Here is a 22,574-nt window from a genome sequence, read left to right on the forward strand (position 1 = left end):
AGTGTTAGGAGAGATACTATGTTTATTGATACACATGTTCATTTAAATGCAGATCAATACGAAGAAGACGTGGAAGAAGTCATTCAACGTGCTATTGATGCAAACGTAGAAAAAATGATCGTAGTTGGGTTTGATACAAAAACTATCAACAAAGCTATGGAATTAGTAGAAAAATACACATTCATCTATGGTGTTATTGGTTGGCACCCTGTCGATGCAATAGATTGCACTGATAGCGATCTACAATGGATCAAAGAGTTGTCAGCCCATCCGAAAGTCGTCGGCATTGGAGAAACCGGTCTCGATTACCACTGGGATAAATCACCGAAAGATATACAGCAAGAGTTGTTCCGTAAACAGATACAACTGGCAAAAGAAGTAGAACTGCCAATCATCATTCATAATCGCGACGCAACAGGTGATGTAGTCCGTATTCTGCAAGAAGAAAATGCAGCGGAAGTTGGCGGGATTATGCATTGTTACAGCGGTAGTGTTGAAACAGCAAAACAATGTATAGAAATGAATTTTCTTATCTCGCTAGGCGGACCTGTAACATTTAAGAATGCTAGAATGCCAAAAGAAGTAGCAACAAATATTTCCCTAGACAAACTACTGATCGAAACGGATGCACCGTATTTAGCGCCACATCCTTATCGGGGGAAACGCAACGAACCTTCTTATGTCACATTAGTGGCGGAAGAAATCGCAAGGTTGAAAGAAGTGTCGGTTGAGGAAGTAGCAAAGCAAACGACTGCAAATGCATTACAACTGTTTAAGATTACGTGAACGACTTATGGCAATTATTTGTCTAACGGATCTGAAATGTCTTAAGTTGGGAACGGTTAGTAGTTTGGAAGTTTGACAGTGTAAAACAAACGCTATATACTCAGCCGAGTAATGAAAGGGGAAAATTTTAACATGTCACAGAAGAATACTAAGTTTATGCGCATTGCGATTTTATTTATGGCAGTGGCATTATTCGTAGCGACAACGTCACTCGTATTGATTGACGGAAAAAAGAAGAATGTCTCAATGGACCTTAATGGTAAGCAAATAGAATTACGTACAGCAGCAGCGACAGTCGGAGAAGTACTAGCAGCGAATGACGTGAAAGTACAAGAGCATGATTTAGTAGAGCCGACAGTGAACACGCCAATTGAAAATGATACAAAAATCAAATGGCAAAAAGCAAACAAAGTAGTAATTGACGTAGATGGCAAAACACAAGAACTCTGGACAACAGAGGCAACAGTGAATGATGTACTGAAAACGGCAAATATTGAAGTTACTACACATGATGAAGTTGAACCAGCTTTAGCGACGAAGATTACGGAAAATCAACCGATTGCAATTGCTAAAGCATTCCCTGTGACTGTTAAAGACGGGGGTAAAGAGCGTACGGTATGGTCAACGCAAACAACGGTCAGAAAGTTTTTGACAGATCAAAACATCCGTCTTTCAAACTTGGATAAAGTAGAAGGCGACACGAGTGCAAAGTTGACGGCATCTAATGCAGTGGTTAACATTGCACGTGTAGAAAAGATTACAGATGTAATTGAAGAAACAGCAGACTTCAAAACAAAAAGAAAAACAGATATGACTATGCTTAAAGGTAAAGAGAAAGTTGTTACGAATGGTAAAAATGGTAAACTACAAAAGAAGTTCCAAATTACCAAAAAGAACGGAAAAGTAGTTTCTCGTGAATTAGTTGGTAAGACAATGGTGGAAGAACCTACACATAAAGTAGTGCATGTAGGAGCTAAAGCACCAAAAGTAGAAGTTGCAACTGCAACACCGGCTCTAGCAAAAGCATCTACAAATGCAACGGCAAAGTCTTCAAGTACACCAGCACAGGCGCAAGTGGCAGTATCACGTGGTAACAGTAGCGAACCGAGCGGTGGAAAAGAATTCTTCGCGAATGCAAGTGCGTATACAGCTTATTGTAATGGTTGTTCAGGGATTACAGCGACAGGTATTAACTTGCGTGCGAACCCGAATATGAAATTAATCGCGGTTGATCCACGAGTGATTCCACTAGGCTCTAAAGTTTGGGTGGAAGGCTATGGTTATGCAATCGCAGGAGATACAGGTGGTGCTATCAAAGGAAACCGTATCGATTTACACATGCCTACAAAAGAAGCAGCTTACTCATTTGGTCGTCGTCAAGTAAAAATTAAAGTCATCAATTAATAGCCATATACCGATAAGAGGAGAAAAATACTCACTCTTATCGGTTTTTTCTGTTTCCTGCCGATATGGTTGTACAGAATTGAAAAAACACAGTAAAATAGAAAGAATGCTATCGTAAGAAAAGAGGAATAGTGTGAATATAGAAGAAGTAGTTGTGGTGGAAGGGAAGTCCGACACTGTGGCTGTCAAACGTGCGACAGGAGCGGATACGATTGAAACGAACGGTTCAGCGATCTCAGACAAGACGATCGAGCGGATACGTCACGCACAACAGACACGTGGAGTCATTGTTTTTACCGATCCAGACTTTCCAGGCCGACGCATCCGGGCAATTATCGAAGAACAGATTCCTGATGTGAAGCATGCGTTTTTACCAAAGAAAGAAACTATTGCGAAAAATGGACGTGGAGTAGGAATCGAACATGCGAATGACGAAGCGATTCGTCAAGCATTGGCTTCTGTTTACACGGTGAGTGAGCATACAATAGAAGAGATACCGATGGCTATATTACTAGAGGCCAGATTAATCGGTCATACCGACTCCAGAAAAAGAAGAGAACGTCTGTCGGAGTTATTGCATATTGGGCAAGTAAACGGTAAAGGATTGAAAAAACGACTGGAGATGTTCCGGATTTCTGTCGCGAAGTTGAATGAAGCGATACAAGTTCTTAATGAGGAGGAAATGAAAACAGATGTATAAAGATATAGCAACCCCAGTGAGAACAAAAGAAATTTTACAGAAACATGGGTTTTCATTCAAGAAGAGTCTAGGTCAGAATTTCTTGGTGGATTCGAACGTACTGCATAATATCGTCTCTCACGCAGCGATTACGAAAAACACGGGAGTCATTGAAGTAGGACCAGGAATTGGTGCGTTAACAGAGCATCTCGCACGGCAGGCGGGCAAAGTTGTAGCATTTGAAATTGACGGTCGACTGTTACCTGTACTCGAAGATACAATGTCTCCTTATTCGAATGTCACTGTCATTCACCAAGATATACTAAAAGCAGATATTCATCAAGTAATTGAAGAGCAATTTGCAGACTATGAAGATATCGTAGTCGTGGCCAATTTACCGTATTATATTACAACACCGATCATCATGAAGTTTCTGATGGAAAAAGCCCGCGTAAGTCAGCTTGTCATTATGATGCAAAAAGAAGTAGCAGATCGAATTACAGCCGTACCAAGTACAAAGGCATATGGTTCGTTATCAATCGCTGTCCAGTACTATATGGATGCAGAAGTATCTATGATTGTACCAAAAACGGTATTCATTCCTCAGCCGAATGTAGAATCCGCTGTACTTCGTTTGACGCGCAGAGAAGTGGCACACGCTCCTGTAGAGGATGAAGACTTCTTATTCACTGTGACGCAAGGGTCGTTCTTGCATCGTCGTAAGACGCTGTGGAACAACCTTCAGTCCTCACTCCCTGAAGGTAAGGAAAAAAAGGATTTGATTCAGCAAGCGTTTGAACAATCAGAGATAGATCCAAGTAGAAGAGGGGAAACATTATCGATTCCAGAGTTCATCAAACTGGCCAATGCACTATACCCTTACTTTGGCAAGCTAAAAACGGAATAAAATTAATGACAATTTCATATGAAAAAATAGTGAATTTCATCATAAAGTGATTGACAAAGACATATAGAAACTGTTAAAATAAAAATTTTGTTGACAAACGTCTGGAAAAATGTTATGCTTGTATTTAGTGAGGTGTAAGTAACATGCCAAAAACATTAGCAGACATTAAAAAGTCACTGGACGCTCATTTAGGGAAACGTCTCCACTTAAAAGCAAATGGCGGTCGTAAGAAGACGATTGAACATGCTGGAGTCTTGCGCGATACGTATCGTGCCGTTTTCGTAGTAGAGTTGGATCAGGATGACAATGCGTTTGAAAGAGTTTCTTACAGCTATGCTGATATTTTAACCGAAGCGGTTGAAATAACAGTCCTTGATGGTTCGGACCAAACGGCCTTTATCATCAAATAATTTATCATGCTATTTTAATTTATTTCCTAGTGAATCCGCCCGGAACGTTCTGGCGGATTTTTTATTACGTTAACTAATCGAAGTGTAATTTTCTCTGTATGGCGCAGACTACAGATGTCAGCCGAAAAGGAGGAAACTAAAATGGCGAGAAAAGGCGTCATGTCAGATCAATTGAAAGTAGAAATCGCGAAAGAGCTTGGCTTCTATGATGTAGTACAGAAAGAAGGCTGGGGCGGTATCCGCTCACGTGATGCAGGAAACATGGTAAAACATGCAATTGAAATGGCGAGTAGACAAGTGGAGGAAAGAAAATAATCCAACCAATGTCCTTAGAATCCAAAACAGGCTGACGAATGGAACTGCAAAGGAGAAATTACTTTGCAGTTCTTTTATTGCGATAAACTTTAAGGCTATCTACCAGTCATTATAATCTGTAGACGGTCCTGCAATCATATGGAATTATTTACGTTTCCACTGTTTACTATCACTGGGAACAATCGCGCTTGGTTTGCTTGGAAGAAGAGGTGTCATGTCCACAGCCTTGTACGGATCGGTTGGAAGTACTTGTTTTGCACCGAAGTCTACTTCAATTACATTGTAGAATTGCATTCTGTGTATCACCGATATTCCATACATCGAAGATCACGTGATAACATGTACGTTTAGGTTACTTCGGAAGGGGATCTATTTCTTGCCATCTACTGTACAGAACTTCCGAAAAACGACACTATTATAGCAGTTCATTTTATAGTTTTAGTTAGAACAAGATATTGTGCTCAATTGCTTTTACAGCGTTGTGTTGCACAACACAATATTGATAGTATACTCCGACTGATTGAAGCGTGTGCAGTAAAAATATATTATTGAAATCCTTAGAAAATAGAACCACACCAATGCATGTAGACGAATTATGATGATGTATGTAGCGAATTTAGTATGTTTGTGTAGTAAAACAACATGTTTTAACATATTCAACTTTTTGCTTAATTAACGTGATATAGTCATTACATATTATGGCGAAAAGGGGATCAACACGTATGAAAAATGTTTTTGCAATAATTTTAATACTTGTTTTGACGTTTTCAGTAGCTTCTAAAACACAGGCTTCCACTAAAATATTTACAGATGTACCGAAAAATCATCCGAACTATACTGCGATTATGTATTTGCTGGAAAACAAAGTGATTGAACCTAGTGTGCGCTTTGGATTAAATGACAAAGTGTCACGTGAAGAGGTTGCAATTATGGTGGCTAAAGCTACAGGGCTTGATGGAAAGAAAACGAAGACGAAGTTTACAGATGTTTCTTCTAGCAGATATTCTTCTGGTTATATTAACTCCGCGGTAAAAGCGGGGATTATTAATGGATATCCTGATGGTACGTTCAAACCTACGCAAAAGGTAACACGTGGACATATGGCTGCTTTTATTGCAAATGCATTTAAATTGACGAAAGAAAAAGATATTCGATTTAAAGACGTACCGAAGGGCTCTACTGCCTATAATGCGGTGCGTAAATTGGCCTTTGAAAATATCACCTCAGGGTATCCAGATGGTACATTTAAACCAAATGAAACACTAACACGGTCACATATTGCCGCATTTGTAGCAAGAGCCATGGATCCCGCGTTTCGACCTGCGCCGCCAGTCATGGTGACGAGAGGAATTCACTTTGGAATGGATCCTGCTCAAGTAATAAGTGTTGAATCGAAGTCGCCGGCAATATTGCTTTCTAATTTACGTGAGGGAAATAAACGATTATTGATCTATCGAACTACAAAGTATAATTACTACACCGATTTGATTTATTACTTCGAAAACAACAAATTGCAGTTCATAACGTATGATTTTATGGAAGGCGAGGATGACTATCATACTTCAGATGAAATGTTTGCGATTTACAATGAATTAAATGAGCACGCACAACGTGAATTTGGAGCGGACTATTATTCTGATACCGACTATGAAACTACGTTTAATTCGGGATGGGAAAAGACCGGCTATGTGGTGATACTGACAGTGAACGATGACAATGTAAGTACAGCGGCAAATTTAGTGTACTTACCGAATTCGATGATAAAGTAATAGATGAATTAGTAGAGTTGCAGAGTGAAATGGCTTTGCAACTTTTTCTAATACATAAAATGATGATAGGAACTTCAATTTTCTGTGATTTACGATATGATGGAGTGAACATTCATTATACGTACGAAAATTCTCAGTCCTTGTGTAGATCTATAGAATGGCAGGAGGAGAAAGTGTGAAGAAAGGAAATATAGGTCGTGCACTATTCGCTGGTGTCTTTGTCGGTATCTTCAGCTTGATCAAGGAGTTGTTTTTTGAGGGTTTGAATTCATTTTTATCGATTGCGCTTATGGCAGCGGCTGCTTTAATCGGTTATTGGTTGGGAAATAAAATATTGATGAGACGTGAAGAAAAGAGAAACAATAAAACTGCTACATAATATTTTGAGGGGGCAGTAAAGATGTGGAATAAAAATGATGTAACAAAAAAACTTGGAATTACATACCCCATCATTCAAGCAGGAATGGCTGGCGGTACGACCACACCTGAGCTAATAGCTGCTGTATCCAATGCGGGTGGCTTGGGTACTCTAGGGGCAGGCTATATGAAGGCGGAAGATATGAGAGAAGCGATAAAGAAGATAAAGGCACTAACGGATCAGCCTTTCGGAGTCAATTTGTTTATTCCAGAGACAGCAGAGGTATCCACAGATAAGATTAGAAAGGCTAACGAATTATTACGACCTTATCGTGAAGAGTTACAAATTGCTGAACCTGATGTAAAGCAAGTGTCTAGCGAGAACTTTGATAAGCAAGTGGAAGTCCTAATTGAAGAAGAGATAACGGTTTGTAGTTTCACCTTTGGGGTGCCGTCTAAAGAAAATGTCCGAAGATTAAAAGAAGAGAACATCATCGTTATGGGGACTGCTACGACTGTGAAAGAAGCTATAATCAATGAAGGATACGGAGTTGATATGGTCGTGATGCAAGGAAGCGAAGCGGGGGGACATCGTGGTACATTTTCAAGAAGCTTCGGCGATTCTATGATCGGAACGATGTCGCTTATTCCTCAAGCTGTAGACCATGTCCAGATTCCGGTTATTGCTGCTGGAGGCATTATGGATGGAAGAGGTGTCTTAGCAGCTCTTACACTCGGAGCACAAGCGGTTCAAATGGGGACTGCTTTTGTAACGGCAGTTGAAAGTGGAGCGAAAACACAACATATCGATGCTATTCTCACAAGCACGGAAGATCAAACTGTCATCACATCGGTATTTAGTGGTAAACCAGCAAGGGGCATTCAAAATGACTTTATCCGTGAAATAAAACCTTACGAAGAAGATTTACCGGATTATCCTATAATGAACACATTGACAGCAGGAATTCGAAGTGAAGCGGCCAAGCAAAATCGTCCCCAATGGATCCATCTTTGGAGCGGACAGTCACCTCGCTTAAGTGCGAGACGAAATGCCGCAGCTTTGCTGTCGCGAATCGTTTTACAAGTTGAAACTATCATACGTGACAGACGATTGGAGGGTAACGATGACGACACATAAGATTTATACAATGAGTTTTGCCAAGGTTTACCCGCTCTATATTAAAAAGGCAGAGAAAAAAGGACGCACAAAATCGGAAGTCGAGGAAATCATTCGTTGGTTGACGGGATACAGCCAAGAAGAGCTGGAAGTACAAATAGAAAAACAGACAGACTTTGAGACGTTCTTTGCTGAAGCTCCTAAGATGAATTCTTCACGGGGACTAATCAAAGGGGTAATATGTGGTGTTAGAGTGGAGGATATTGAAGAATCCACGATGCGAGAAATACGTTATTTAGATAAACTGATTGATGAGTTGGCGAAGGGTAAAGCGATGGAAAAGATCTTACGCAAATAACAAATGAAATTTAAAGTATTCAAAACTAACTGTAAGAATGCTCGACTACAGAACTGTAGAACGGAAATTCACGTAACAAAGTAAACTGCAAAGGCTTTGCAGTTCTTTTTTTTATTTAATCCCCTTATGTTCTATTCATTCTGTGGTAATATATGAGCAAGAACAATGCAGTGGGGAGGGAGCTTTTATCATGATTTACGAAAAGGCGCCTGCGAAAATCAACTTAACATTAGATGTGTTGAGTAAAAGGCCGGATGGCTATCATGATGTCGAGATGATTATGACAACGGTTGATTTGGCTGACCGTATCTGGCTACGTCCTACGACGGATCACGCCATTACGATTAAGTCATCTCATCGATTTGTGCCAAATGATCGCAAAAACTTGGCGTATCAAGCAGCGGATTTATTAAGAAAACGTTATCGCTTGAATTATGGAGTTGAAATTACTCTGGATAAAAATATTCCGATTGCCGCAGGACTAGCAGGCGGTAGTTCAGATGCAGCCGCGACTCTTCGTGGATTAAACCGCCTATGGGAACTGGGCTTAACTTTGGATCAGCTGGCAACCCTAGGTGCGGAAATCGGATCGGATGTATCATTTTGTGTATATGGTGGCACTGCTATTGCAAGAGGGCGAGGAGAAGACATTACGCATCTACCTGCTCCACCTAACTGCTGGGTCGTGCTGGCGAAACCGACAATCGGCGTTTCCACTGGCAATATCTATGGTCAGTTGAACTTGTCTTCTATCACGCATCCGCAAACGGAGCGTATGATAGAAGCGTTGCAAGAGAGTGATTATGACAAGATGTGTGCATCACTAGGCAATGTGCTGGAGCCTGTAACGATGGGTCTTCATGAGGAAGTCATCATACTCAAGGAACAAATGGAGCGTTTTGGCGCGGATGCTGTTTTAATGAGCGGTAGCGGTCCGACGGTATTTGGACTGGTAAAACACGAATCGCGTGTGCCAAGAATTGTCAATGCTTTAAAAGGGTTTTGCCATGATGTGCATGCAGTGCGTATGCTTGGGGAACCTATTGTAGTTGATTAATGCCGGACAATTATGATAATGTACTTATAAATCATTCGGATTTAGGAGTCGGTATTATATGAAATGGAAAAGAAGTGAAAGGCTTGTCGATATGACACGTCATTTGCTGGAAAATCCGCACACACTCATTTCTTTGACGTTTTTTTCGAACCGGTATTCAGCGGCCAAGTCCTCAATTAGTGAAGATCTTGGTATTTTGAAAGAGACATTTGAAGAGAGTAGTACGGGTCGTTTAGTGACGATTTCAGGCGCTGCTGGCGGTATTAAATATATTCCGTTGGTCGGTCGTGAAGAGGTAAAGGAAGTCATTCATTTACTAATGAATGAACTCAGGAAATCGGATCGATTGCTTCCTGGCGGTTATTTGTATATGACTGACCTATTGGGGAATCCTCGTTTTCTTGATCGAATTGGCAAAGTGATTGCGACAGCTTTTTTTGATAAAGAAATCGATGCAATCATGACAGTTGCGACGAAAGGTATTCCGATTGCCCATGCGATAGCCCGTCATTTAAACGTGCCTGTAATCGTAGTTAGACGGGACAGCAAAGTGACGGAAGGTCCTACTGTCAGCATTAATTACGTTTCTGGTTCTGCCCGTAGGATCCAAACAATGGTACTGTCAAAGAGAAGTATGCAGAGCGGTCAAAAAGTATTGTTGACAGATGACTTTATGAAAGTGGGCGGCACGATGCAAGGTATGAAGAGCTTGCTTGAAGAATTCAACTGTGAACTTGGCGGTGTGGCGGTCCTAGTAGAAGCTGAACATCTTGAAGAAGTTCTGGTTGATGATTATCTTTCATTAGTGAAACTGCATGCTGTCGATGAGAAACACCGCAAGATCGAGTTGGAAGAAGGGAATTATTTCACGAGGGGCGGTAATGAGTTATGGAATATGTAAAAACAGAACAAGCACCACAGGCAATTGGACCTTATTCACAAGCAGTAAAAGTGAACGGTGTAGTGTACACGTCAGGACAGATTCCTTTGACGCTTGCTGGTGAAGTAGTAAGTGGCGGAATAGAAGCACAGACAAATCAAGTTCTTCAAAACTTGAGCAAAGTACTGGAAGAAGTGGGTTCAAGCTTACAACAAGTCATTAAAACCACAGTATTTATTCAAGACATGAATGAATTTGGAGAGCTAAATGCCATTTATGAAGAACACTTTGGGGAGCATAAACCGGCTCGCTCGACAGTGGAAGTGGCCCGTCTTCCAAAAGATGTACGAGTAGAAATCGAAGCAATCGCGCTTTGTAAGTAATTGAATGTGAAGCCCGACCTGACGTAATCTAGATCAGGTCGGGTTTTCTTGTTAGTAGAGAATGAGTAGGTGGAAAGTAGCTGTATATTTGAAGGAATATACAAATATTAAAAAATTCACAAAAGATTCTATTTTCATTCGACTGAAAAACTAGTATTATAGAATCAGCACCAGTATTATGGTTAAAAAATTCATCGTGCCAACTAACCTAGAATACGTTCAGTGTGAAAACGACAACAAGGGAGTGGGGAAAATGGAAATCACAGATGTGAGATTACGCAAGGTAGACACGGAAGGTAGAATGAGAGCAATTGCTTCCATTACGCTTAACGATCAGTTTGTTATCCATGATATCCGAGTTATCGAGGGGAATGACGGATTATTTGTGGCAATGCCTAGCAAACGCACACCGGATGGGGAGTTCCGTGATGTGGCGCATCCGATTAATTCAGATGCACGGACAAAAGTACAGGAGTCCATTCTAGCGGCTTATCATCGAGTAGACGAACAGCAAGGGGAATTACAAGAGGCTGTTCTATAATTTATATCGTTAGAGAAAGCGTTTCCATTCTTCGTATCTATCAAAAGGCCATCTATTCGAGTAGATGGCCTTATTATTGTCTTGAAATGGAAGTGGAGAAGCGGGTAGCAGTAGGGGAGTAGGGATTGAGTGCAAAGATGTGCTCCTAATGCTTCGCTTTTACTCGCAAAAGCCGTCCCTACCGCAGATTCATGAAGAAAGCATCCGCCAACTGGCGCTTCCATCCCCTCGTACTTACAAATTCCCGCCTACTCCTAATTACTTGCATTTTTGAACGCTTCCTCTATAATTACCTACCACTATTATTATCGCTATGCCAATATAATCACAAAAAGATTAACAATCATAAAATAAAGTTATGTAATTGTCAAGGGGATATGCTTGAAAAAATCAGTCATTTCCGATATAGTCAATTATGAATTTATCAAATAAGGATGGAGGCTGACAGATGACAAATACATATGCGATCGTCCTGGCAGCGGGACAGGGCACGCGAATGAAGTCGGATCTTTATAAAGTACTTCATCCTGTCTGTGGAAAGCCAATGGTGGAGCACGTAATCGATCACATTCGTGATCTCCGCTCAGATCGGATCGTCACGATTGTCGGTCATGGTGCCGAGATGGTAGAGCAGACGCTGGGCAACAAAAGTGAATATGCGCTACAAGCACAACAACTGGGCACAGCACATGCCGTGCAACAAGCTGAGAGTGTACTTGCAGACCTTGAAGGTACTACGCTCGTCGTCTGTGGGGATACACCGTTAATTAGTACTGAGACAATGGCAGCACTCCTCGCACACCACCATGAAACGGAAGCGAAGGCGACAATACTTACTGCAATTGCAGATGATCCAACGGGTTATGGCCGCATCATCCGTGCAGAGAATGGTGACGTAATGCGAAACGTCGAACATAAAGATACGAATGATAGTGAGCGTCTTGTTAAGGAAATTAATACAGGCACGTATTGCTTCGATAATCGTGTGTTATTCGACACACTGAAAAAAGTGAATAACGACAATGCGCAAGGTGAGTATTATCTTCCGGATGTATTAGGGATTTTGAAATCTGAAGGACAGCGAATTTCTGCTTATACGACGCCAGATTTCCATGAAACACTGGGCGTCAATGATCGCGTGGCGCTGGCACAAGCTGAAAAAAGTATGCGCCAATTGATTGCGGAGAAGCACATGCGTAACGGTGTCACAATCATCAGCCCTGAGCAGACAGTGATCAGTGCAGAAGCGGAAATAGGACGTGATACTGTTATCCAACCTGGTGTACTGATTGAGGGTGCTACAAAAATCGGTTCACAATGTGTCATTGGTCCCAATAGTCATATCCAAAACAGTACAGTGGGCGACAACACGACGATTCATTCGTCAGTCGTTCGTGATAGTAAAGTTGGAAATCAGACTGCCGTCGGTCCATTTGCGCACTTACGACCCGAAACACAGCTTGGTGATCATGTGAAAGTAGGCAACTTCGTTGAGGTGAAAAAATCTCAACTTGGTGACGAAAGTAAAGTTTCCCACCTCAGTTACATAGGGGATACAGAAATAGGCAAGAATGTTAATGTTGGCTGTGGTACGATTACAGTGAATTACGATGGGAAAAACAAGTACAAAACAGAGATAGAAGACAATGCATTTATTGGCTGCAATGCCAATTTGGTCGCACCGGTCACGATAGGAAAGAATGCGATTGTGGCAGCGGGATCCACAGTCACAAAAAATGTTCCAGAAAATTCACTTGCAATTGCACGTGTTCGGCAAGAGAATAAAGAAGGATACGTAAAAAACTAATCTTACCCAACTAACAGGAGGGCCATCATGGCAAATCAATATCCAAACGACAAACTGAAAATCTTTTCTTTAACTGCGAACGAACCACTTGCAAAAGAAGTAGCAGATCAAGTCGGGCTTCCGCTCGGCAAGCTCTCAGTCAAACGTTTTAGTGACGGGGAAATTCAAATCAATATCGATGAAAGCATCCGTGGCTGTGAAGTATTTGTTATTCAATCAACTTCTAATCCGGTCAACGATAACTTAATGGAGCTTCTCATTATGTTAGATGCCTTAATGCGTGCATCTGCGCGTACGATTAACGTGGTTATGCCATATTACGGGTATGCACGCCAAGACCGTAAAGCGAGTTCACGTGAACCTATAACGGCTAAATTAGTTGCAAACTTACTAGAAAAGGCAGGCGCTGATCGTGTAATTGCAGTAGACTTGCACGCGCCACAAATACAAGGTTTCTTCGATATTCCAATCGATCACTTGATTGCAGAACCCATCCTAACGGAATACTTCCAGAATCAAGGATTAGCAGGCGATGATCTTGTTATCGTTTCACCTGACCATGGCGGTGTAACGCGTGCGCGTAAAATGGCGGATCGTATGAAAGCACCAATTGCAATAATCGATAAGCGTCGCCCACGTCCGAACGTAGCGGAAGTGATGAATATTGTTGGCAATGTAGAAGGAAAAACGGCCATTTTAATTGATGATATTATCGATACAGCCGGAACTATAACCATTGCTGCGAGCGCTCTAATTGAAAGTGGAGCAAAAGAAGTGTATGCTTGTTGTTCACACCCTGTTTTATCCGGACCAGCGATTGAGCGCATTAATAATTCTCAAATCAAGCAATTAGTGATTACGAATTCTATTAAATTGCCGGAAAGTAAACAATCTCCAAAAATCAAACAACTATCGATTGCGCCATTGTTGGCATCTGCAATCATTCGTGTGTTTGAGAATAAGTCTGTAAGTACATTATTTGAATGATGAATAGTTAACTGATATCTTCTGATATTGAATATTCAAAGATGTATAAAAAACTTAATGATAGGATAGGTGACTGTACAAATGAGCACAATTAAGTCGAACTTAAGAGAAACTGATAAGAAGACAGTAAGCGAATTAAGAAAAAGCGGTTGGATTCCTTCAGTAGTATACGGTTATAAAACAGAAAGCACGCCAATCGCGGTAAAAGAACGTGATCTTCTAGACACACTTCGTGAAACAGGAAGAAACGGTGTAATCAAATTGACTGTTGACGGCAACGATGTAAACGTCGTATTAAACGATTATCAGTCTGACGTTTTGACTGGTTTCCTTACACACGCTGACTTCTTGGCGATCAATATGACAGAAGAGCTTGAAGTAGATGTAGCGATCAACCTTGTTGGGGACGCGCCAGGTGAAAAAGCAGGCGGAACAATTCAACAACCGGTATGGGAAGTTACAATTCGCGTAAAGCCATCTGACATTCCTGAACATATCGACGTAGATGTTTCAGAACTTGAAATTGGTGAAACAATTCTTGTTAGTGATATCCGCGAAAAAGTGAAGTTTGAAATCTTGACTGAGGACGAAGTAGGGTTAGTAACTATTTCTGCTCCACGTACTGAAGAAGAAATGGAAGCATTAGATGAAGCTACTGAAAGCACTGAAGCTGAGCCGGAAGTAATCGGTGAAGATAAAGAAGAGAAATAAGTTACAAAATGGGCGCACGAGTTTGAACCGTGCGCTCCTTTTCTATGTATATATATTGTTTAGAAAAGGAAGAGAAGAACATGAAATTACTAATTGGTCTCGGAAATCCCGGGAAAAACTACGAAAACACGCGTCATAATATCGGTTTTCAAGTCATTGATGAATTGGCTAAGCGATGGCAAGCCCCAGCATTCCAGCAAAAATTCAATGGTCAATTTACGACTGTCCATACGGCTGAAGGTAAAATAATATTATTAAAGCCTATGACTTATATGAACTTATCGGGTGAATGTGTCCGTCCCTTAGCGGATTACTTTGAAGTGGACGACGAAGAAATAGTCGTATTATACGATGACTTGGATTTGCCGGCAGGGAAAATCCGACTTCGTCAAAAGGGAAGTGCGGGTGGCCATAATGGTATGAAGTCACTCATTGCACATCTAGGTACTTCTGAATTCAATCGTATTCGTATGGGCGTCGATCGTCCTACAGGCGGTATGAAGATCGCTGATTATGTATTATCTCCTTTTAGCAACGACGAGCAACCGTTGATTGAAGACGCGATACAAAAGAGTGCAGACGCCTGTGAAGAATGGACAATGAAAAAGAAGCCATTTCTTGAAGTGATGAATAAATTTAACGGAAAAGCATAATATATCAATTCTTTGCCTATACTTTGAAAAAGGAAGGTGAAGAGAATATGATCCGTTATTCGTGCAATCACTGTCATACGGAGATCGGCTCCATTCCATTCGAATCGGCAAAAGATACTTTGAGTCAAATAGACAATACAGATAAAAACACATTTTTGTCTGTAGACCCAGATGGTGGCCTGCATATACGATGTATTTGTGAACACTGTGAGCAATCATTGCAGGCGTTTCCGGATTATTACACCTTAAAAAAATGGTTACAATAAGTAACAGATGCTTTGGCGCTAATAGCCAAAGCTTTTTGTGCATAAAGCATTCTGTTCGATATATAGAGATAGACTAAGTTAATAGATAAGGAGGAGTAGTCGAGTGGGAGTAATAGAACAGCTTTTTCTAGAAGAGAAAGAGATTCAAGGCTTGCTGAGTGACTTGGAAGACGGGCAGGATCAGCAGTTGATCACAGGTCTTGCAGGGGGATCCAAAGCGATCTTTTTTAAATTGATTCAGCAGTCACTGACACGCCCTGTCTTAATTGTTTCACCAAATATGCTTCAAGCACAGCGAACGTATGAGGAATTGAGTAAATTAGTCGGTGACGAACATATTCACTTATACACCGCAGAAGAACTTGTTGCGGCAGACTTTTCTTTTGCAAGTTATGAACTACGTGCGGGCAGAATAGACACATTGGATCATATGGCGCGTATAGGCAGTGGTATTTATATTACACCCGTTGCAGGTTTGCGAAAATTGTTGCCGTCAAAGGAACGATGGTTGGCGCATTACGTAACAGCTTCAACAGATGAAGAGATTGATATAGGTGTCTGGCTGGAAAATCTAGTATCCATGGGCTATATCCGAAAAGACCTGGTGAGTGCACCGGGCGAATTTGCGTTGCGCGGTGGCATACTGGATATTTATCCGCTAACGATGACAGAACCTGTTCGTATTGAGTTATTCGATACGACAATTGATTCCATTCGTACATTTTCGGCAGAAGATCAGCGTTCAACAGGAAAATTAGACTCGATTACGTTATTGCCGGCGACCGAATTCATCTGGACGCCTGGAGAGTTACAGCAAGTTTCACAAAAGGTGGAGCAAGCGCTTGGTGAAAGTCTAGCCAAAATCAAAAGTGAAGAATTACAGCAGCAGTTATTGATGTCGATCATGCAAGATATCGGCATGATGAAAGATGGAATTGTGCCGGATACAATGAAGAAATATGCTTCATTTTCTTCCGGAACAAGCGCCATGCTGACTGACTACTTCCCTGCAAATGGTATCATAATCTTTGATGAGTTGGGACGAATACAAGAATCTGTAGCTACACTGGAGTCGGAAGAGCAGGAATTCCAGCTTGCGATGCTCGAAGACGGTAAAATGTTACACGATACGAAACTCGCATGGAATTACGAGCAAGTACTTGCGGATATGAATCAGCAGCGACTCTACTTATCTTTGTTTACACGCTCAGTACCTGGCTTCACTATCAAGAAGTCTATTTCGATTTCTTGTAAGCCGATGCAACAGTTTCATAGTCAGATGCCTCTATTGAAAAGTGAAATAGAGCGTTGGCAACAAGCGAACTATAACGTTTTTCTTTTGGCTTCTTCAACCGATAGAATGAAGGCAATTCAAGAAATTTTACGAGAGTATGATATAGAAGCGGCGATTCACGGCAAACCGAACAAAGATGGTGTGTTGTCCATTATAGAAGGGGATTTATCAGTAGGTTTTGAATTGCCGTTTCAGAAGCTTGCTGTCATTACGGACGCGGAATTGTTTACTGGTAAGCCAAAACGCAAAGCGCGCCCCCCTAAACTCACGAATGCCGAACGGATCAAAAGTTATTCAGAGATCAAGCCAGGTGACCATATCGTCCACGTGCATCACGGTATTGGGAAATACTATGGTGTCGTTACATTGGATGTTAAAGGCATCCAGAAAGACTACCTAGATATTCGTTATCGTGGTGAGGATAAACTCTTCGTGCCTGCTGATCAGATTGATTTAATTCAAAAGTATGTCGCTACAGGAGAGAAAGAGCCAAAGCTACATAAACTTGGCGGTACAGATTGGGTAAAAACTAAACGTAAAGTAACGGCGGCCATTCAAGATATTGCGGATGACTTGATCAAATTATACGCTAGACGAGAAGCAGAAAAAGGCTTTGCTTTTAGTGAAGACGATGATTTGCAGCGTTCATTCGAAAATGCTTTTCCATACGAAGAGACACAGGACCAGTTACAGTCCATCGAGGAAATTAAGAAAGATATGGAACGTATACGGCCTATGGATCGATTATTATGCGGTGACGTAGGATACGGAAAAACGGAAGTTGCGATTCGTGCGGCGTTTAAAGCAGTAACGAACGGTAAACAAGTTGCGTTCTTAGTGCCGACTACGATACTTGCACAGCAACATTTCGAAACGATGAAAGAGCGTTTTGCAGATTATCCTGTGACAGTTTCATTACTCAATCGTTTCCGTTCTAAGAAAGAGCAGGATGAAACGATTAAAGGGCTGAAAGCGGGAACTGTTGACATTGTCATTGGTACGCATCGCTTATTGTCTAAAGATGTAGTCTACCAGGATCTTGGGCTTCTCGTTGTTGATGAAGAGCAACGTTTTGGAGTAACGCATAAAGAGAAATTGAAGCAGTTGAAAAATAACGTAGATGTACTGACGTTGACTGCAACTCCCATTCCAAGAACTTTGCATATGTCGATGGTCGGAGTGCGCGATTTATCAGTAATTGAAACACCGCCAGCTAATCGTTTCCCTGTCCAAACATATGTCATGGAACATAACGGTGGACTCGTTCGTGAAGCGATTGAGCGAGAGATGGGACGCGGCGGACAAGTTTTCTATCTATATAATCGTGTAGAAGATATGGATCGTAAAGTTCAGGAAATTCGTGACTTGGTACCAGAAGCGCGTATCGCCTCTGCACATGGTCGGATGGGTGAGGCGGCCCTCGAAGCAGTAATTCTGAGTTTTCTCGAAGGAGAATTTGATGTGCTCGTTACAACGACCATTATCGAAACCGGAATCGATATTCCAAACGTTAATACGTTAATTGTTCATGATGCAGATCGCATGGGACTTTCACAGCTTTATCAACTACGTGGCCGAGTCGGTCGTTCCAATCGCGTGGCATACAGCTATATGCTCTATCAGCGCGATAAAGTGTTAACAGAAGTTGCAGAAAATCGTTTACAAGCAATCAAAGAGTTCACTGAGCTTGGCTCTGGTTTTAAAATTGCTATGCGTGATCTATCCATTCGGGGTGCAGGGAATTTACTTGGTTCGCAGCAACATGGATTCATTGACTCGGTTGGTTTCGATCTGTATTCGCAGTTACTACAAGAAGCGATTGAAGAAAGACAGACAGGTGTCGTAAAAGAAGACAAAGCAGATGTCGAAATCTCCTTGCCTATCAATGCCTATCTTCCTGAATCATACATTCAGGATGGTTATCAAAAAATCCAAATGTATAAACGTGTAAAAGCAATTACTGGCGATGAGGATTATCTAGAGCTTGTTGACGAGATGATCGACCGTTTCGGTGATATGCCATTCGAAGCCGATTTATTGCTCCGCGTTGGACGTATGAAGGCGTGGGGTCGTGACGCTGGTGTAATATCCATTAAAAATGTACAGGGAATAGTGGAAATCCGCTTGTCGGCAGAAGGAACAGCTCGTGCTGACGGTGCAAAACTGATGGAACGTTCATTGAAGTTTGGCCATGCGGTTGGATTGACAATCGACAACGGACAAATTACCATAACCGTGAATGAAAAAAAGTCCAAGCAGTTTACGGAATTCGATATGGTAGAAGACATGGTACACACCATGCAGGAAACAGCAAAGGAAGTAGAATCTAAGGATACCTTGTAACACCTTGATTGCATAAAATGACCAATGTTGATGCATACTATTCTCAGAAATACATTTAATTTCGAGAAAGTGAGGCATTATACATGAAAGCAACGGGTATTGTCCGCAGAATTGATGACTTGGGAAGAGTAGTTATACCGAAAGAAATTAGAAGGACACTTCGCATTCGTGAGGGGGACCCTTTGGAGATATTCACTGATCGAGAAGGGGAAGTCATTTTAAAGAAATATTCACCTATTTCAGAGCTTGGCGAATTTGCGGTAGAATATGCAGAATCACTTTATGAAACGATTGGTACACCTGCACTAATCAGTGACCGCGATGAGATGCTAGCGGTAGCGGGTCTTGCCAAGAAGGACTATATGAACCGACAGTTGGCACCGATATGCGAAGAAATTCTGAACGGCCGATCTACTGTCATGGAAAAGCATGAGAAGACGGTAGAATGGGTACCAGGCCAAGTAGAGCAGATTAAGTCTTATTGTATTGTACCTATCATTACAAATGGCGACGCTATCGGTGCAGTTTACTTACTGTCAAAAGTTCATTTTGTTGGAGAGGTCGAGCAAAAAGCTGCAGAGACAGCGGCCAACTTCCTGGCGAAACAGATGGAAAGCTAAACGAGTTTGATAAAAATATTAAGTTTTTAACGAAAACTCACAGTGGATGAATCTGCTGTGAGTTTTTTGATGACTAATTTTCTCTAAATGTAATTTAGTATGTTATTTTCAGAACAATAACATGTAAATGAACTTAACCTAAGCAAGTAATCAGAATGAAATCCGTCGTCTAATTTACATATACTACCTTTTCCGACGCGTGAAGCACCAAATACACTTCAATACTTTTCCTCAATTAAAAAGTGAAGTTTTTCACATGCTACATCCATATATCACTTTTGAGTATCATTTTTCTTTATGTGAACATATTCACAAAAGCCTTTAGTGAAGGGCTTCACAAGGTGTAAAATGAAAAGTGAAAGGTTTCACATACTACGAAAAAGCATAAAAGTCAAAACTTTTTTCAATTTTTTTAAAAGCGCTGAAAAACCCGTTGTATAGGTGATGTAACCGCTTACGATTTCTTGATTTTGGTAGTTGCCAGAATATTGCTACTTGTATTTGCTTTGCGTTTGCGCTTATAATCACTACCAACACGTTTGAACAATAAAAAACCAGATAGGGAGAGCGATATTATGAACAGGAAATACAAATCTTCTTTACACATGCATCAAATTCACAATGGAAAAATGGAAGTGGTTTCGAAGGTGCCATTAGAAAATAAAGAGGATTTGAGTTTGGCGTACTCACCAGGAGTTGCTGAGCCTTGTGTAGAAATCGCTCAAGACCCATCTCTTGCATATGAATATACAATTAAAGGGAATTTGGTTGCAGTTGTGACAGACGGAACGGCTGTACTTGGACTTGGAGATATCGGCCCTGAAGCAGCTTTGCCGGTAATGGAAGGGAAAGCTCTATTGCTGAAGCAATTTGCAGGGATTGACGCATTCCCGATTTGTCTGGATACAAAAGATGTCGATGAAATTGTCAACATCGTAAAAGCAATGAGCCCAACATTTGGTGGTATAAACCTCGAAGATATATCAGCTCCTCGTTGTTTCGAAATTGAACGCAGATTGCGTGAAGAGTGTAATATTCCAATCTTCCATGATGATCAGCATGGCACGGCAATCGTAGTGGGTGCAGGGTTACTTAATGCATTAAAAGTAGTTGGAAAAGAAAAAGAAGATGTGAAAATCGTCTTGAATGGCGCCGGTGCCGCTGGAGTTGCGATTACGAAACTATTGTTGAATATGGGCTTCAAAAACATTATCATGTGTGATTCGAAAGGTATTATTTTTGAAGGGCGCGAGAATGCGATGAATGACATTAAGCATGAAATGTCACGCGTCACAAATCTCGATAAAATCGAAGGTTCATTAGCAGCTGCAATGAAGGGTGCTGACGTATTCGTCGGTGTATCTGTAGCAAACTTGCTGACGAAGGAATTGATTGCACTAATGAATACAGATCCTATCGTATTCGGACTGGCGAATCCAATACCTGAGTTGAAGCCTGAATTGGCAGATGAGTATGGTGTGCGTATTATTGCGACAGGCCGTTCCGATTATCCTAATCAGGTCAACAACGTCTTGGCGTTCCCTGGTATCTTCCGTGGAGCACTAGACGTTAGAGCAACAGAGATCAACGAAGAGATGAAGCTTGCAGCGACGTACGCGATTGCAGACTTGATCAAGGATGAAGATCTTCGTGATGATTACATCATTCCGGATCCATTTGATGACCGTATCCCGACGATTGTTGCACATGCAGTAGGAAAAGCAGCGATTCGTACAGGTGTATCCGTTGCGAAGGAAATGGTTTTGCCTACACCCAGATGAAGATGAATAATGACCCGTCTTTCCTTGTAAGTAAGGGAAAGACGTTTTTTTTTAATAAAGTGAGCGCGCGAAGATCTATTTAGCGATGTTCTGGGTGGATGCTTTGTCGTAGGCTTGCGGAAGTTTTCGCTCATAAATTCGTACAACCGCTCATAGTTCATGGTTAACCGCTCTATAGCACTTGATTACTGCTCTATCCACATGCACAAACGCTCTATCATGCTTTGCAAGCGATCATAATGGCTGGGCAACCGCTCAATGCGTTGGCAATGTGGTCTAGTCTTGACCTAAATTAAGTACAAGACGTCATGAATTCAAGCAATAGCTACAATGAAGTCTTATATTAATTGGGGTTTGTAGCGGATTCAAAAGCCACCCCTTATCTGCTTTTCCTACAGCTATAAACCAGCCCCTCCGCGTGCATAGGAAAGGCTGGTTCTTTTACGCGCCTAACGCACACACGCCTGCTTCATTGTGCGCGTATAGTATGATAAAACCAAATGGGGGAGCGGAATGACTTGGCTACTGATCGCAGGCTTTGCAATTTCATCTAGCATTGACAACTTTGGAGTTGGACTTTCTTATGGGGTACAGCGAGTACGAATTCCATTCACATCAAATGCACTCATTGCGGCAATTTGTTTTATCTTCAGTTTGATTGGCATAGTTGCCGGTGCATGGCTGGCTGAAATGTTACCGGGCATACTACCCGATCTTATAGCATTTGCTGTACTTAGCATCATCGGAATACGCATTATGATTATCGCATTTCGTCCACAACGAAAACATCAAGCAAATGTATTTAGTGAACCGGAAAAAATGGATTTTGACGGATCTTCGCATATTAGTCTTGGGGAGGCTTTGCTGCTTGGTATTGCGCTATCTGCGAATGCGTTAACGAATGGTATCGGAGCAGGTCTTTTGGCATTGTCACCGATTGCCATCGCATTATCAGCCGCTGTTGGCAGTTATATTACATTGTCAATTGGTGTGGGGCTAGGCACGAAACTGGCAGGCGTGCGGATTGGCAAGATGTCAGTAGGGCAATTCGGAACATTTATGAGTGGGGTGATTATTTTATTGATTGCGGTCACGCGCCTATTCTGACGTGATGAAATGGTATACTAGAAATCATCATCGAATGAAAGA

25 protein-coding genes are annotated in these 22,574 nt (G+C 41.5%); 23 read left to right on the forward strand and 2 right to left on the reverse strand.

Going from position 1 to position 22,574, the window contains the following annotated elements:
• Window positions 1–18 precede the first annotated feature (18 nt).
• The 6 genes from CSV73_RS13315 (at window position 19) to CSV73_RS13340 (ending at window position 4,501) form a co-directional block, all read left to right on the forward strand.
• Window positions 19–786, forward strand: coding sequence for a TatD family hydrolase (locus CSV73_RS13315; RefSeq protein WP_099627845.1), 768 nt, complete (start codon window positions 19–21; stop codon window positions 784–786).
• Between the two features lie 132 nt (window positions 787–918).
• Complete coding sequence (locus tag CSV73_RS13320) at window positions 919–2,190, forward strand: G5 and 3D domain-containing protein (protein WP_085132305.1); 1,272 nt, start codon at window positions 919–921, stop codon at window positions 2,188–2,190.
• Between the two features lie 133 nt (window positions 2,191–2,323).
• Window positions 2,324–2,890, forward strand: coding sequence for a ribonuclease M5 (gene rnmV / locus CSV73_RS13325; protein WP_085132306.1), 567 nt, complete (start codon window positions 2,324–2,326; stop codon window positions 2,888–2,890).
• Window positions 2,883–3,776 carry a 16S rRNA (adenine(1518)-N(6)/adenine(1519)-N(6))-dimethyltransferase RsmA gene (rsmA, locus tag CSV73_RS13330; RefSeq protein ID WP_085132307.1) on the forward strand — a complete coding sequence of 298 codons (894 nt, stop codon included), beginning with the start codon at window positions 2,883–2,885 and terminating at the stop codon, window positions 3,774–3,776. Before rnmV ends, rsmA begins: the two co-directional genes overlap by 8 nt.
• Before the next feature lie 143 nt (window positions 3,777–3,919).
• Complete coding sequence (gene veg, locus CSV73_RS13335) at window positions 3,920–4,186, forward strand: biofilm formation stimulator Veg (protein WP_029054863.1); 267 nt, start codon at window positions 3,920–3,922, stop codon at window positions 4,184–4,186.
• A 141-nt stretch (window positions 4,187–4,327) separates the two neighbouring features.
• The gene (locus CSV73_RS13340; protein ID WP_085132308.1) at window positions 4,328–4,501 is read left to right on the forward strand and encodes a small, acid-soluble spore protein, alpha/beta type; all 174 of its coding nucleotides are present in this window, start codon (window positions 4,328–4,330) and stop codon (window positions 4,499–4,501) included.
• Between the two features lie 144 nt (window positions 4,502–4,645).
• On the opposite strand, the gene CSV73_RS16530 is transcribed toward CSV73_RS13340, so the two are convergent.
• Window positions 4,646–4,795, reverse strand: a complete 150-nt coding sequence (locus CSV73_RS16530; protein WP_158232354.1) for a hypothetical protein — start codon at window positions 4,793–4,795, stop codon at window positions 4,646–4,648.
• Window positions 4,773–4,832 (reverse strand): hypothetical protein, encoded by a 60-nt coding sequence (locus tag CSV73_RS16985; protein WP_369802597.1) that lies wholly within the window; start codon window positions 4,830–4,832, stop codon window positions 4,773–4,775. Before CSV73_RS16985 ends, CSV73_RS16530 begins: the two co-directional genes overlap by 23 nt.
• A gap of 391 nt (window positions 4,833–5,223) precedes the next feature.
• Here CSV73_RS16985 and CSV73_RS13345 point away from each other — a divergent pair, with 391 nt between their 5' ends.
• From CSV73_RS13345 to ytaF, 17 genes are all read left to right on the forward strand, one after another.
• Window positions 5,224–6,270, forward strand: a complete 1,047-nt coding sequence (locus CSV73_RS13345; RefSeq protein WP_158232355.1) for an S-layer homology domain-containing protein — start codon at window positions 5,224–5,226, stop codon at window positions 6,268–6,270.
• Window positions 6,271–6,445: 175 nt separating this feature from the next.
• A complete protein-coding gene (locus tag CSV73_RS13350) occupies window positions 6,446–6,649 on the forward strand; it encodes a hypothetical protein (protein ID WP_099627847.1) in 204 nt (67 codons plus the stop codon).
• A gap of 21 nt (window positions 6,650–6,670) precedes the next feature.
• The gene (locus tag CSV73_RS13355) at window positions 6,671–7,765 is read left to right on the forward strand and encodes an NAD(P)H-dependent flavin oxidoreductase (RefSeq protein ID WP_099627848.1); all 1,095 of its coding nucleotides are present in this window, start codon (window positions 6,671–6,673) and stop codon (window positions 7,763–7,765) included.
• A complete protein-coding gene (locus CSV73_RS13360) occupies window positions 7,752–8,102 on the forward strand; it encodes a DUF2200 domain-containing protein (RefSeq protein WP_085132312.1) in 351 nt (116 codons plus the stop codon). The genes CSV73_RS13355 and CSV73_RS13360 overlap by 14 nt, the downstream gene beginning before the upstream one ends.
• A gap of 190 nt (window positions 8,103–8,292) precedes the next feature.
• On the forward strand, window positions 8,293–9,159 hold the full coding sequence (gene ispE / locus CSV73_RS13365) for a 4-(cytidine 5'-diphospho)-2-C-methyl-D-erythritol kinase (RefSeq protein WP_085132313.1): 867 nt from the start codon (window positions 8,293–8,295) through the stop codon (window positions 9,157–9,159).
• A 58-nt stretch (window positions 9,160–9,217) separates the two neighbouring features.
• Entirely contained in the window at window positions 9,218–10,060 is an 843-nt protein-coding gene (gene purR / locus CSV73_RS13370; protein WP_085132314.1) for a pur operon repressor, read from the forward strand.
• On the forward strand, window positions 10,048–10,422 hold the full coding sequence (locus CSV73_RS13375) for a RidA family protein (RefSeq protein WP_099627849.1): 375 nt from the start codon (window positions 10,048–10,050) through the stop codon (window positions 10,420–10,422). The genes purR and CSV73_RS13375 overlap by 13 nt, the downstream gene beginning before the upstream one ends.
• Before the next feature lie 253 nt (window positions 10,423–10,675).
• A complete protein-coding gene (gene spoVG / locus CSV73_RS13380; RefSeq protein WP_085132316.1) occupies window positions 10,676–10,963 on the forward strand; it encodes a septation regulator SpoVG in 288 nt (95 codons plus the stop codon).
• A gap of 448 nt (window positions 10,964–11,411) precedes the next feature.
• A complete protein-coding gene (gene glmU / locus CSV73_RS13385) occupies window positions 11,412–12,770 on the forward strand; it encodes a bifunctional UDP-N-acetylglucosamine diphosphorylase/glucosamine-1-phosphate N-acetyltransferase GlmU (protein ID WP_099627850.1) in 1,359 nt (452 codons plus the stop codon).
• Window positions 12,771–12,797: 27 nt separating this feature from the next.
• Complete coding sequence (locus CSV73_RS13390; protein ID WP_085132318.1) at window positions 12,798–13,757, forward strand: ribose-phosphate diphosphokinase; 960 nt, start codon at window positions 12,798–12,800, stop codon at window positions 13,755–13,757.
• 81 nt (window positions 13,758–13,838) lie between these two features.
• Window positions 13,839–14,468 (forward strand): 50S ribosomal protein L25/general stress protein Ctc, encoded by a 630-nt coding sequence (locus tag CSV73_RS13395; RefSeq protein ID WP_085132319.1) that lies wholly within the window; start codon window positions 13,839–13,841, stop codon window positions 14,466–14,468.
• Window positions 14,469–14,548: 80 nt separating this feature from the next.
• A complete protein-coding gene (gene pth / locus CSV73_RS13400; protein WP_099627851.1) occupies window positions 14,549–15,121 on the forward strand; it encodes an aminoacyl-tRNA hydrolase in 573 nt (190 codons plus the stop codon).
• Between the two features lie 47 nt (window positions 15,122–15,168).
• Window positions 15,169–15,387, forward strand: coding sequence for an anti-sigma-F factor Fin (locus tag CSV73_RS13405; RefSeq protein ID WP_085132321.1), 219 nt, complete (start codon window positions 15,169–15,171; stop codon window positions 15,385–15,387).
• 103 nt (window positions 15,388–15,490) lie between these two features.
• Window positions 15,491–19,024, forward strand: a complete 3,534-nt coding sequence (mfd, locus tag CSV73_RS13410) for a transcription-repair coupling factor (protein WP_099627852.1) — start codon at window positions 15,491–15,493, stop codon at window positions 19,022–19,024.
• Between the two features lie 83 nt (window positions 19,025–19,107).
• The gene (gene spoVT, locus CSV73_RS13415; protein ID WP_085132323.1) at window positions 19,108–19,644 is read left to right on the forward strand and encodes a stage V sporulation protein T; all 537 of its coding nucleotides are present in this window, start codon (window positions 19,108–19,110) and stop codon (window positions 19,642–19,644) included.
• Between the two features lie 575 nt (window positions 19,645–20,219).
• Complete coding sequence (locus CSV73_RS13420) at window positions 20,220–21,425, forward strand: NAD(P)-dependent malic enzyme (protein WP_085132324.1); 1,206 nt, start codon at window positions 20,220–20,222, stop codon at window positions 21,423–21,425.
• A 513-nt stretch (window positions 21,426–21,938) separates the two neighbouring features.
• Window positions 21,939–22,532, forward strand: coding sequence for a sporulation membrane protein YtaF (gene ytaF, locus CSV73_RS13425; protein ID WP_099627853.1), 594 nt, complete (start codon window positions 21,939–21,941; stop codon window positions 22,530–22,532).
• Window positions 22,533–22,574: the final 42 nt, after the last annotated feature.

Origin of the sequence: Sporosarcina sp. P1 (assembly GCF_002743155.1) — a bacterium.
Classification (GTDB): domain Bacteria; phylum Bacillota; class Bacilli; order Bacillales_A; family Planococcaceae; genus Sporosarcina; species Sporosarcina ureae_B.